This window comes from Pacificibacter maritimus (assembly GCF_003814915.1).
In the GTDB taxonomy this organism is placed as follows: Bacteria; Pseudomonadota; Alphaproteobacteria; order Rhodobacterales; family Rhodobacteraceae; genus Celeribacter; species Celeribacter maritimus.
Window position 1 is genome coordinate 112226 of record NZ_RKQK01000002.1, and the last position, 12948, is coordinate 125173.

General features: G+C 52.9%; 12 protein-coding genes. 11 read left to right on the forward strand and 1 reads right to left on the reverse strand.

What is annotated here, in order from left to right:
- Positions 1-57: 57 nt before the first annotated feature.
- The 10 genes from dprA to EDD53_RS07135 all read left to right on the forward strand — a co-directional run bounded on the left by dprA (position 58) and on the right by EDD53_RS07135 (position 11247).
- The gene (gene dprA, locus EDD53_RS07090; protein WP_170162712.1) at positions 58-1200 is read left to right on the forward strand and encodes a DNA-processing protein DprA; all 1143 of its coding nucleotides are present in this window, start codon (positions 58-60) and stop codon (positions 1198-1200) included.
- 177 nt (positions 1201-1377) lie between these two features.
- Positions 1378-4029: a type I DNA topoisomerase gene (topA, locus tag EDD53_RS07095; protein ID WP_123792538.1), complete on the forward strand. Its 2652-nt coding sequence runs from the start codon at positions 1378-1380 to the stop codon at positions 4027-4029.
- 174 nt (positions 4030-4203) lie between these two features.
- Positions 4204-4509, forward strand: a complete 306-nt coding sequence (locus EDD53_RS07100) for a hypothetical protein (protein ID WP_170162713.1) — start codon at positions 4204-4206, stop codon at positions 4507-4509.
- 206 nt (positions 4510-4715) lie between these two features.
- A complete protein-coding gene (locus tag EDD53_RS07105) occupies positions 4716-5414 on the forward strand; it encodes a CoA transferase subunit A (RefSeq protein ID WP_123792542.1) in 699 nt (232 codons plus the stop codon).
- Between the two features lie 18 nt (positions 5415-5432).
- Positions 5433-6503 carry a GSCFA domain-containing protein gene (locus EDD53_RS07110; RefSeq protein WP_123792544.1) on the forward strand — a complete coding sequence of 357 codons (1071 nt, stop codon included), beginning with the start codon at positions 5433-5435 and terminating at the stop codon, positions 6501-6503.
- Positions 6500-7330 (forward strand): hypothetical protein, encoded by an 831-nt coding sequence (locus EDD53_RS07115; RefSeq protein ID WP_123792545.1) that lies wholly within the window; start codon positions 6500-6502, stop codon positions 7328-7330. The genes EDD53_RS07110 and EDD53_RS07115 overlap by 4 nt, the downstream gene beginning before the upstream one ends.
- A 14-nt stretch (positions 7331-7344) precedes the next feature.
- Complete coding sequence (locus EDD53_RS07120; protein ID WP_123792547.1) at positions 7345-7998, forward strand: 3-oxoacid CoA-transferase subunit B; 654 nt, start codon at positions 7345-7347, stop codon at positions 7996-7998.
- A gap of 168 nt (positions 7999-8166) precedes the next feature.
- Entirely contained in the window at positions 8167-9183 is a 1017-nt protein-coding gene (locus tag EDD53_RS07125; RefSeq protein ID WP_123792549.1) for a lysylphosphatidylglycerol synthase transmembrane domain-containing protein, read from the forward strand.
- On the forward strand, positions 9164-10504 hold the full coding sequence (locus EDD53_RS07130; RefSeq protein WP_123792551.1) for an FAD-binding oxidoreductase: 1341 nt from the start codon (positions 9164-9166) through the stop codon (positions 10502-10504). Before EDD53_RS07125 ends, EDD53_RS07130 begins: the two co-directional genes overlap by 20 nt.
- Positions 10501-11247 carry an SDR family oxidoreductase gene (locus tag EDD53_RS07135; protein ID WP_123792552.1) on the forward strand — a complete coding sequence of 249 codons (747 nt, stop codon included), beginning with the start codon at positions 10501-10503 and terminating at the stop codon, positions 11245-11247. Before EDD53_RS07130 ends, EDD53_RS07135 begins: the two co-directional genes overlap by 4 nt.
- Positions 11248-11314: 67 nt before the next feature.
- On the opposite strand, the gene EDD53_RS07140 is transcribed toward EDD53_RS07135, so the two are convergent.
- Positions 11315-12193 (reverse strand): lytic transglycosylase domain-containing protein, encoded by an 879-nt coding sequence (locus EDD53_RS07140; RefSeq protein WP_123792951.1) that lies wholly within the window; start codon positions 12191-12193, stop codon positions 11315-11317.
- Positions 12194-12653: 460 nt separating this feature from the next.
- Between EDD53_RS07140 and EDD53_RS07145 the strand changes: the two genes are divergently transcribed.
- A complete protein-coding gene (locus EDD53_RS07145) occupies positions 12654-12839 on the forward strand; it encodes a hypothetical protein (protein WP_123792554.1) in 186 nt (61 codons plus the stop codon).
- Positions 12840-12948: the final 109 nt, after the last annotated feature.

A 12948-nucleotide genomic window follows, 5' to 3' on the forward strand; every position in this document is an offset into this window, starting at 1 on the left:
CATTAACCATTTTGCGCGATGTTGATGGGGCAAGAGACGGAGAGAGAGTTGGTCAAAATGGATTTCATCCCTTCCCATCACCCCCTCACCCCACCCCACGCTGCGGAAGACCGCGCCATCTGGCTCCGCCTCTTGCGTTCACGCCGTGTTGGCGTGTCTACGTTTTATCGCCTGATGAAGGATCATGGATCAGCACAAGCAGCCCTTGCCGCTTTGCCGAAAATCGCATCCGATGCAGGCGTTCGAGACTATCAAATCTGTCCCCAAAATGTAATTGATCAGGAACTGCGCGCAGGCCACAAGGCTGGCGCACGCTTGATCGCAATTGGCGAGGCGGAGTATCCCAGCGCACTCGCCCTTATCCCTGATGCACCACCGCTAATATGGGCAAAAGGCGATTTATCCCTTTTCGAACGTCCGATTTTGGCATTGGTCGGCGCGCGGAATGCCTCATCATTGGGGTTGCGCATGGCACGTGCTTTGTCGCGCGACTTGGGCGCCGAAGGCTTTGCCATTGTCTCAGGTCTTGCGCGCGGGATCGACGCTGCTGTGCACGACGCGGCACTGGACACAGGCACTATTGCTGTGCTGGGCGGCGGATTGGATGTGATCTATCCCAGCGAAAACAAATCCCTGTATGACCAAATTTCCGAGGCAGGCGTTTTGATATCGGAACAACCTATGGGGATGAAACCCTTTGCGCGCCATTTTCCAATGCGCAACCGAATTGTGTCGGGCATGGCGCTGGCAACACTTGTTATCGAAGCGGCTGCAAAATCAGGATCACTTTTAACGGCAGGCAATGCGATGGACCAAGGCCGTGAAGTCATGGCTGTGCCTGGCCATCCTTTCGACGGGCGCTCGGCTGGCTGCAACAATTTGCTACGCGATGGCGCCAGCCTTATTCGCGGCAGTCGCGATGTTATAGATGTTCTGGCGCAAGCATCGCCCTTGGCAACGACCGATTTGGACACGCCAGTGGAGGCACTAGAACCGATCACGCCCGAGGTCCGCAGCTTAAAAGATCACGCTGATCTACACGGTGAAATACTGTCGCGGTTGGGCGGTGCTGGCGTGCCAGAAGATCAATTGATTCGCGATATCGGAGCACGCGCGGATCACGTCAGTGCCGAAATTATGGCGCTTGAACTGGACGGTCAGATATTGCGCAAAGCGGGCGGACTTTTGGCGCGTATTTAAGAAAATCCGCCAGAAAATCACCCTTACAAGTTGTAAAAAGCCGCAATTTTTCCCCACATATTCCCTGAGAGCGATACAGGTTTTGATATTCAATCCCAGCCTATCGTCGACAATCCGCAGTTGCGTAAACCTTTTTGCAACGCCATAAGGCAAACACTGTTGTAAAAAGGATGTCTTATGCCCGTTGTTGTTGTCGAATCCCCAGCCAAGGCCAAAACCATCAATAAATACCTTGGAAGCAACTACACTGTTTTGGCCTCTTACGGTCACGTCCGAGATCTTCCTGCCAAGAATGGTTCGGTCGATACAGACAACGATTTTGAGATGATTTGGGACATCGGCGCTCAAAGCCGCCCACATGTCAAAGCCATCGCAGATGCTTTGAAAAACGACGACGAACTGATCCTCGCGACCGACCCCGATCGCGAAGGGGAAGCGATTTCATGGCACTTACAAGAAGCTTTAACCAAGCGTCGCGCAATCAAAAAATCTACAGCAGTCTCTCGGGTTGTCTTTAACGCCATTACAAAAACCGCTGTCACAGAGGCGATGAAAAACCCGCGCCAAGTCGATACGCCTTTGGTCGACGCCTATTTGGCACGCCGCGCGTTGGACTATTTGGTGGGCTTTAACCTATCGCCTGTGTTGTGGCGAAAATTGCCCGGTGCGCGCTCTGCCGGCCGCGTGCAATCAGTGTGTCTGCGTTTGATCGTGGAACGCGAAGACGAAATCGAGGCGTTCAATCCGCAAGAATACTGGTCGGTCAAAACCGTACTGGAAACGCCGCGCGGGCAACAGTTTGAAGCGCGCTTGACGCAACTCTCTGGCAAAAAGCTGGATAAATTCGACTTGGCCGACCGCCTGTCGGCTGAGATGGCCGTGCAAGCTGTGTCATCGCGCGATTTAAAAGTCGTATCGGTTGAGGCAAAACCAGGCACACGCAATCCCTCTGCGCCCTTTATGACATCGACCTTGCAACAAGAGGCCAGTCGTAAATTCGGCATGGGCGCACGTCAAACGATGAATGCCGCCCAGCGCCTGTATGAAGCGGGTCTCATCACCTATATGCGTACCGATGGTATCGATATGGCGCCTGAAGCCATCGCCGATGCGCGCGCCGCGATCAAAGACCGTTACGGCGATAAATACGTGCCAGCAAAGCCGCGTGAATACAAAAACAAAGCCAAAAACGCCCAAGAGGCGCACGAATGTATTCGCCCCACAGAACTGTCCAAAGGCCCCAAAGAGGCGGCTTTGTCAGATGGCGATCAAGCCAAACTGTATGATTTGATCTGGAAACGCACCATCGCGTCGCAAATGGAAGCCGCCAAACTTGAGCGCACGACAGTTGATATTGCCTCTGCAGATCAAGAAGTTGTGTTGCGTGCTACGGGTCAGGTTGTGGCCTTTGATGGCTTCATGGCCGCCTACACAGAAGGCAAAGACGACGAAGAACAAGGCGAAGACAGCGCCCGTTTGCCGCAGATCATGAAAGACGAGCCCGCCAAAAAAGTTGCAGGCGCTTTGAAAGCGGCAGCCGTTGATAAAGAAGCAGCCCTTGGCGCGAATGACGCCGTGCTCGGCTTGCAACATTTCACCAACCCGCCGCCCCGCTACACAGAGGCGACTTTGGTCAAGCGCATGGAAGAATTGGGCATCGGCCGTCCTTCGACCTACGCATCGGTTTTGACCACCATCGTTGAACGCGAATATGTGCGCAAAGAACAAAACCGCCTGTTCCCCGAAGACAAAGGCAAGATCGTAACGATCTTTTTGATGAATTTCTTCCGCAAATATGTGGGCTATGAATTCACCGCTGATCTCGAAGGTGAACTTGATGCCGTTTCAGCGGGCGATATGAATTACAAAGATGTGCTCAATCGCTTTTGGCGCGACTTTTCCGCGGCAATTTCAGAAACCTCTGATCTGCGTATTTCAGAAGTTTTGGATAAATTGGACGCGGCCCTGACGCCCACGCTTTATCCCCCCCGCGAAGACGGCAGCGACCCGCGTGCATGTCCAAAATGTGGTGAAGGCAGCTTGCACCTAAAAACCTCGCGCTCTGGCGGTTTCGTCGGCTGTTCCAATTACCCTGAATGTCGCTACACACGTCCGATTTCAGGTGAAGGCGCTGAAAGCTATGAAAAGGTTTTGGGCGAAGATAACGGCGATGAAATTTCACTGCGCTCCGGTCGTTTTGGCCCTTATGTTCAGCGCGGCGAAGCCACACCTGAAAACAAAAAACCACCACGCACTTCCCTGCCAAAAGGATGGGCGCCTGAAAGCATCGATCTGGAAAAGGCGCTGCTGTTGTTAAACCTGCCGCGCGAAATTGGCCCGCACCCTGATGGGGGTGTGATTGCTGCCAACTTAGGGCGCTTTGGCCCCTATTTGATGCACCAATTGCCTGACGAAGAAAAACCCGTCTACGCCAACCTCAAAGAGACCAGCGAGGTCTTTGAGATTGGTATGAATTTGGCGATGGAAATGATCACCCACAAACGCGAGAACCCCGGTCGGGGACGCGCTGTGGCGAAAGCTCTCAAAGAGCTGGGCGATCACCCAGATGGCGGTCCGATCAAGATCATGGACGGCAAATATGGGCCTTATGTGAAATGGGAAAAGGTCAATGTGACCCTGCCCAAAGAGATCAAGCCCGAAGATATTACTGTGGAACAAGCGCTTGAGCTGATCGAGACCAAAAAACCAGCCAAGAAAAAAGCGCCCGCGAAAAAGAAAGCCGCCCCTAAAAAGAAAGCTGCAGCGAAAAAAGCGCCTGCCAAAAAAGCAGCTCCTAAAAAAGCGGCGGCCAAGAAAACCGATAGCTGATAACTGGCCCTGCATGAGTGTTGAGACATACAGTCATGCAGGCGCGCATACTGGCAGAACAAGCGTTTGCTTTATCTCACGTGAAGCGAAAAACTGTGTTCAATCTAATCATCGGAAACTATCCAAATGCACGCGCGCGCGGTTTTAACAGGCCTCATTGTTTTGTTTCCCAGCGTGGCACAGAGCGACGCAAAAAGCGTAGCAGAATTGGTTACGCGATATTCGATGATCAAGATCTGCGGCATTTACGGCTGGGTCAGCGAAGACCCGTCAAGCGAGGCGATGTTGGAAGCTCTCGATCTTCAAATACGCGCGCAAAAGGCACAGATGGACCCGACTGGATTTATCGCAGCGCTTGATGCCAGCCGTGACATCACCGGCGCAAGAACGGATAATGGACGAAACGGCCAAGCTTACACGACTGCCAATTGCTCCGCGATCCTTCAAGATGAGGCCGCTGCATTTCGCAACGAGCGCTAGTGTGCCTGCGCCTTCGGTAGACGTGCCACGATGTTCCAGTTGACCCAGCGTCACTGAGGCGGCACGCGGATACAGATCTTCGCAAAATATCCATACCTCACATTTGTAAAAAGATGCGGGGTTTTGTCATTTTGCATCGCAGCATTGCATTGACAGTTTGGTCTGGATTGCGTCCAATTGCGCAAAGTATTGCGAGGGAGAGCGCCATGAAAAAAGTTTACGGATCAGCAAAAGAGGCCTTGGACGGCATCGTGCACGACGACATGTTGATTGCTGCAGGCGGGTTTGGTCTATGTGGCATCCCTGAACTGTTGATCGATGCTTTGGTCGAAAGCGGCGTCAAGGGTCTGACGGTAGCGTCAAACAACGCGGGCGTTGATGATTTTGGTTTGGGCAAGCTTTTGGCCACGCGCCAGATCAAGAAAATGATGTCGTCTTATGTGGGCGAAAACGCGGAATTCATGCGCCAATACCTGTCTGGCGAGTTGGAACTTGAATTCAACCCCCAAGGCACCTTGGCCGAACGTATGCGCGCAGGCGGTGCTGGCATTCCTGGCTTTTACACCAAAACGGGTGTGGGCACGGTGATTGCTGACGGTAAAGACGTGAAATCTTGGGACGGTCAGGACTACATTTTGGAAGAAGGCATTTTCGCCGATATTTCCATCGTGAAAGCTTGGAAAGCTGACGAGACAGGCAATGCGATTTTCCGTAAAACTGCGCGGAATTTTAACCCGCCAGCCGCAATGTGTGGCAAGATCTGCATTATGGAAGTCGAAGAAATCGTGCCCGTTGGCAGCCTAGACCCAGATGCGATCCACTTGCCGGGGGTTTATGTGCACCGCATTATCCAAGGCACGCACGAAAAGCGCATCGAACAACGCACCACCCGCCCCGCAGCATAGCCAAGCGGACATAATGTGATGGCCAATCCCTATGATACTTTGCCCCCAACTGCCTTTTGGCGGTCTGGGGTCGTGACCGAGCAGCCCAAAGCTGTGCACGGGATCTACAGGCCTAAGTATCCGATTGGACCTGACAGCAAAATTATGACTGCTGGCAGTTGTTTTGCGCAGCATATCCATCATGCTTTGCGGGTGCAGGATTGGTCTGTGCTGGATTTGGAAAGCCCCAACGGAGGGTTTCCGCAAGAAGCCTTAGCCAAATACGGTTATGGTCAGTTTTCAGGGCGGTACGGCAATATCTATACCCTACGCCAAATGGTCCAACTGCTCTGTGAGGCTTTCGGCATCTCCAAGCCTTCCGATCCCGTGTGGCAACGCAGTGACGGGCGTTTTATCGACGCCCAGCGCCCCACGGTCGAACCTGACGGCTTTGACACGCCCGATATGGTATTGCAGGCACGCAATGATCATTTGAAAGCGGTGCGCCAGCTGTTTGAACAAACCGAAGTGTTCATATTCACCTTGGGCGGAACAGAAACATGGATGCACAAAGACACAGGTACTGTTTTCCCAACAGCGCCTGGTGTGATTGCGTCCCCGCGCCATCCCAACGCCTTTCGTTTTCACAATTTCACCCAAAATCAGATTTTGCGCGAATTGAAAGTATTACGCGACTTCGGGCGGAAAATATCAGGCAGTTTTAAAATGCTGCTGACTGTTTCTCCTGTGCCGATGACTGCCACCGCCTCGGGCATGCATATCCTGTCGGCCAATACCTATTCCAAATCCACCCTGCGCGCAGCCGTTGGTGAATTCGCCCAAGCCCATCACGATGTGGATTACTTCCCGTCCTACGAGTTGATCACCAACCCCATGAGCCACGGTGCCTTTTATGGCGACAACATGCGCAACGTGCGCACATCGGGCGTTGATTGCGCGATGGACACTTTTTTTGCCGCTCACGATGCCAATAACGCGCCCTCAAAAGCACAAACAGAGGCACATCCAAATGACCTAGACCCCGCCTGCGAAGACGTATTACTTTCACCTATAAAGGAACAAACCACCGAAACGGGGCGCGCGTCATGAAGATTTTGGTCATGGGGACATCGCATACAGCTGCGCTGCGGGATGCCGCGGATTGGATCGGCGCGACCTATCCCGATCTTGATGTCACCTATTTCAGCTTGCCCGGTTTTTACCATGCCCGCGCCCAGATGAATGGACCATGGTTTGGTCCTGCAAAAGACGACGACAAAGGCAGGGACATCAGCCTACAAATGAATGGCTGTACGGCAATAAACCTCGATGACTTCGCTCATATCCTTCATATCGGATCACGATTTTCCTTGGTGAAATGTAGCCAATTGATGGCTGATTTTGACATTTTGGGTCACCCCACACGCACAGGCCGCCCCTTGATGACACGGGCTGCGGCCTTGGGTTTGATCGCCGCGAGTGTGGAACAAGATGTAGCGACGCGGTCTGTCATGGCCGATCACGATCCACGTTTCACCTTTATGCCAGCGCCATACCCTTTGGCGCGCAGCCGCATGCATGGTGCAGGCCATGAACCTGCGCTCAGTCGGTTAGACGCACGTGATACCGCTCAAGACTGGGCGGACACTTACAGCAAGGTCATTCAAACGACTTTGGCCAATGTGGAAAATCACTTTTTGGCCCAGCCAGTGTCGACCCTTGCCGCGCCATTTTTTACCGACAACATCTATGCGCTTACAGAAGACACTGCGGATAATCGCCATATGAACGCCAGCTTCGGACAGGCGGTCTTTGCCCATTTCGCGACACATCGCCTTGGGCTTGATCCTGTCACGCATATCACTGCAGCAACACCTTTCGCAGGCAGACAGCACGACAGTGCGCACCCTGCATCATCAAGACAAAACGCCATTTAGGACGGGAGAGCACCATGACGACAGCACAACAAGGCCCAAAGGGATGGGATCGCAACCAAATGGCAGCACGCGCGGCCCGCGAATTGCAAGACGGCACATATGTGAACCTTGGGATCGGCATTCCGACCTTGGTGCCAAATTTCATTCCTGAAGGTGTCGAGGTGACATTGCAGTCGGAAAATGGCATGCTTGGCATGGGGCCTTTTCCAGTTGAAGGCGAAGAAGACGCCGACTTGATCAACGCAGGCAAGCAAACCATCACCGAGCTGCCCAACACAGCCTATTTCGACAGTGCGTTTTCCTTTGGCATGATCCGTGGCGGCAAAATTGCCATGGCGATTTTGGGCGCGATGGAAGTCGATGAAAACGGCGACTTGGCGAATTGGATGATCCCCGGCAAGCTGGTCAAAGGCATGGGCGGCGCGATGGATCTGGTCGCAGGTGTCGGGCGCGTTGTCGTTGTTATGGACCACACCAACAAACATGGCGACAGCAAACTATTGAAAACATGTACTTTGCCCCTGACAGGCAAAGCCGTTGTTGACCGTGTGATTACCAACTTAGGTGTTTTGGATGTGGTAGAAGGCGGTTTAAAAATCGTTGAAACTGCTGATGGCGTTTCCGAACAAGACCTGCGCAATGCAACAGAGGCCACAATCGTCAGCTAAGCCTATCAGCCGCGACTGACATGAAAAGCACACGATTGGATGCTTTTCATGTCGATCGGGAGCACGCGTCTCAAAAAAATACCGCCATTGTCGCTCGTTTCGAAACAGCATCATAATCTTGCCCTAATTTGTCGCTAAATCTACTGCAAATCAGACAGGAAAGACCCGATGCCCCTAGAGCAAACTCCATCAGCCCCCCCTGTCCCGCTTGCTGGCTTTCTCAAAGCCCTGCGCGAGCGGGCCGTTGTCTTGGGGCTTTTGGCACTGTTGGTCATCGGACTTTTGGGTGCTGCTGCTGCCACGGGCTGGCAAGAAACGCTGGATCAAATTCGTAAACTTTCGCTATGGCAAGTTGGCGCGTTATTGTTGCTATCCTTGATCAACTACGCGCTGCGCGGTCTGCGTTGGCACATCTTTGCCAAGCATCTAGGGCTTGGGCTTACCCTTCAACGCAATATGCTTCATTTTCTTGGTGGTTTTGCCATGACCGTCACGCCAGGTCGTCTGGGCGAGTTGGTGCGCATGCGCTGGATCAAACGCGAAACTGGCTGGGCGATTGAACGCACAGCGCCATTAGTTTTGGTTGATCGCGCATCCGATCTTGCTGCCATGGCGATATTGATGGGCGCAGCATTGTGTCTTTCAGGCACCCAAATTTCGGGTGGCATTCCTGTCACCCTTTTGGCGTTGATCGCAGCCTTTATCGTAACGCGCCCTGCACTCTTGGCCAGCCTTGCCCGCGTGGGATATCGCACCACAGGTTTGGTGCCACGCATGTTCGTACGCCTGCGCCGTGCATCACAGGCCTTGGTCCCCTTTTCAACGGGCGGCACATTGATGACAGGATCTGTCTTGGCCTTCATCGGTTGGCTGGCAGAGGGCATCGCCTTTTACCTGCTACTGGCATGGATGGGCGCTGATGTTTCGGCCTCAACCGCGATTGCTATTTTCTTATTTTCCACCCTTGCAGGCGGCTTGACTGGCGCACCTGGCGGAGTTGGCGGCGCAGAAGCGGCGATGATCGCACTTTTGTCTTTTGAAGGCGTGCCCCTTGCCCTGTCCTTACCTGCAACCGCCCTTATTCGACTGACCACACTTTGGTTCGCCATTGTCATTGGTCTTGCCCTATTCCCCATCGCAGAACGCGTATCAAAGAGAGTTCAAAATGAGCTGGAAACCCCTTGAAACCATGGGCTGGGGGCGCGCGTCTGCGGCCTTCGGTGATGTTGCACGACCTGAACGTGTCGCACATTTGAAAAAACTACTGAGCTTGGGCGCGATGCCAGCCTTTGGCATGCGCAGGTCTTATGGTGATGCGCCTTTGACCTCATCTGAAAAGTCTTTAGATATGACGCGGCTTGATCGGGTATTGGATTTTGATGCCGCAACGGGACTCGTGCATGTGGAAGCAGGACTGCCTATTGGCGATCTGGGACGCATGTTTGCCGCGCAAGATTGGTTGCCGCCTGTCAGCCCTGGCACTGGGTTTGCAACCATTGGTGGGTGTATCGCCAATGATGTGCACGGTAAAAATCACCATGTCGTCGGCTCCTTTGGTCAGCACGTAACGGAAATCACCCTGATCCAAGGCGACAAAACCCGTGTGATCACTCCTAACGACAGCGCAGAGTTTCAAGCGACTGTCGGAGGTTTGGGCCAAACGGGTGTGATTGCTTCAGCAAAGATCCAAATGATGCCCTGCAAAGGGGATCTGATGGTTTTAACCGAACGTCGCATTGACGACTTGGATGAATTTTTTATGGCTTTTGAAGATGCCACAAAAGATTTCACCGTCGGTTGGATCGACGCCACAGCCAAGGGCGATAGGCTTGGCCGCGGTGTTTTGGAAGAAGGCGAGATCACTTCAGGCGTGAACAGGTCGTCAGGCAAAACCAAATCTGTGCCATTCAATGCGCCCGCTTGGGCCTTATCTGCCCCAATCGTTCGGCTGTTCAACGAATTGTATTTTCGCCGCGTACCGCGCTCTGGGCGCACCAGCGTGAAACCGATCACCGATCCTTTCTTTCCACTTGATGCGATCCACAATTGGAATCGCCTATATGGCAAAGCAGGGTTCAACCAATTTCAATGCGTCGTTCCGTTGAATGCCAAAGACAGCCTGCGTGAGATGCTTGAACGGATTTCCGCATCAGGATTGGCCTCGCCTTTGGCGGTTTTGAAAAAGATGGGTGCGGGGCGCGCGGGCTATATGTCATTCCCGATGGAGGGTTACACTTTGGCGGTGGATTTCCCCAATCGCGGCGCGGCAGATTACCTGATCCGCGATCTCACAAATATGGCGCGAGAGGCAGGCGGGCGCATTTATTTTGCCAAAGATGGCGTGGCCAAACCGCAGCAAATTGACGGTATGTACCCCGATCAAGACGCTTGGCGCAAAGTGGTCAATGAAATCGACCCTACATATGCCAATGCGACAAATTTGGTCACACGCTTAAACCTGCGCGGACCAGCCCCTGAAACCAAACCCGCAGGAGAAAGCGCATGAGCAATTCGTCCGAAACATGGATCATCCTCGGCGCCACCTCATCAATGGCGCGCGCCTTTGCCCGCAAAGTTGCAGCAGATGGGGCCAATGTGTTGCTTTGCGGTCGCGATATGGATGATCTTGCAGCCAGCGCAGCAGATTGCACCGCACGCGGGGCGGCCAATGCAACTGCGCTGAAATTTGATGCCCGTGACACTGCGAGCTTTGCACCGATTATCACACAAGCGCAGGCCGAAAGCGGCATGATCAACTGTGCTGTTTTCGTGGGGTCAATGCCCACACAATCCGAAATTGATGCAGCGCCAGAATTGATAGAGGGCGTCATAAAAGACAATTACACGGGGCCTGCGGCCTTTTTGCAAATGCTCGCCCCTGAAATAGAGCTGCGCGGCGGTGGCACCGTTGTGGGGGTCGGATCAGTGGCTGGCGATCGCGGACGTATTGGCAATTACGTTTACGGTTCGGCCAAGGCAGGCTTTGCAACGTATTTGTCGGGCTTACGCAACAGATTGACCCGCGCAGGCGGCCATGTTGTGACCGTGAAACCTGGTTTCGTGGACACGGCAATGACGTGGGATGTTGAGGGAATGTTCCTTGTGGCTGCCCCAGAAAAGGTCGCCACTGATATTTTGAAAGCTGTCGATAAAAAGCGCAATGTGATCTACACGCCGTTTTTCTGGCGCTACATCATGCTGATCATTCGCAATATCCCAGAATTCATCTTTAAAAAGATGTCGATTTAAGCTTGGTCTATAAGTGACAAAAGGCGCCCTGATGAGGCGCCTTTTTTATGACTGCGGTAAAATGCGCCTAGCGCACAGCATTGGTCGCAAAAACACAGCCATCGGAATAAAGATCAGGCGGGGTCACGCATAACCCACGTGCGACTTGCCAAGCTGCCAAAACCTTGGGCACATAAGCGCGGGTTTCGGCATAGGGCGGCACGCCGTTGTTGGATTTTACAGCATTTTCACCAGCGTTATATCCCGCCAGCGCCAAAACCACGTCACCTTTGAATTCCTTGAGCAGCCAATCCAAGTAAGCAATTCCACCAGAGATGTTTTGCGCAGGGTCCATAGAATTGGTCACCCCAAATCGCGCGGCAGTCGCGGGAATCAGCTGCATAACGCCTTGGGCCCCCGCACTGCTGACGGCCTGCGCTTTGCCAGCGGATTCGACCGAAATAACGGCCAGAGCCAAAGCTGGGCTCACATCCGTGCCAATCGAATGAATCAACAGATCCGTACCATATGTATTGGCAATATCAGTGACCTGTTGAAACGTGGGCTTTGACAACTTTGCTGCCTCAGCGTGATCCAAGGCTTTCAAGGCAGCGCTAAACCGCGCGGGGCTGGCCCCAATGACATCATGCTGGACTGCATTCCAATACCAGTCTTGCAAATCTGCCAGCTCAGGCGATGCATCTACACCCCTCGTTCCAGCAGCCTGTGGTCCCGCTGGTCCTGAGGGCGCTTGAGGGCTGCTCGGCGCTGAAGGGCGAATCTGCACGGTGATACGATTGGTGCTGCCAGCCTTGGGCGGAGTCAATTTGCGCGGCGTCACTGTCGGCCAAGGTTTGGGCGTGACACGTTTGATCGTTGTGGTTCGCTGTGCGTCTTGCGGTGCTGCATCTTGCGCAACAGCAGCCAAAGGCGCGCCCCCTGCCCCAAATGCGACCGCTACGGCCATTAAGGTCAGTGTTGCGCGAAAGAAATTGCCTGATCGCTGTACAGATTGAAGCGAAGAAAAAGTACAAACTTGGTTACCAAGTTGGCGATCTGCTCTGCTGCTCATGAGTTTGCCCGAGTTTCTTATTCAATTCATCCGTAGTTTCGCAGCAATAAGCCCTTTGGACCAGCATTTTGCACAAATCCTGCCCTAATGTTTCCATAAAGCTTCATAAAAACATCGCGCAAGCAAATAGTTTGCATAAGGTTAATAAATTAAATCATTAAAAATCAATTACTTGAAAAATATTTCTGTAAAATTCTTCAGAGTTCCAAAATCGTACCAATCACGCCCAACTCTTGCCCCAGTTCGGGGGCCATATAGGGACATCGAAAGCGACGAGGCATTAACGCGGTAAGGGAAACACCGTAGCCGAAGCGCCCGAAACGTGGACATGCAAAATACCCTGGAGGGTCAGACTATGAAATTTTTTAAACTTTACAAAAACTACAACGAAAACGAAGACGGCGCGGTTACTGTTGACTGGGTAGTTTTGACTTCTGCGATCGTTGGTCTCGGTGTTGCTGTTCTTGCAACCGTATCAAACGGCACAAAAACTTTGGGTGAAACAATCTCTAAAGATTTGGCAACACGTACAGCTGGCTAAGCCCGCTAGACCTAACTTTCTCAAATATCAGGAAATACATCATGAAATTCTTCAAGCTTTACAAAAACTACAACGAAAACGAAGACGGCGCGGTTACTGTTGACTGGGT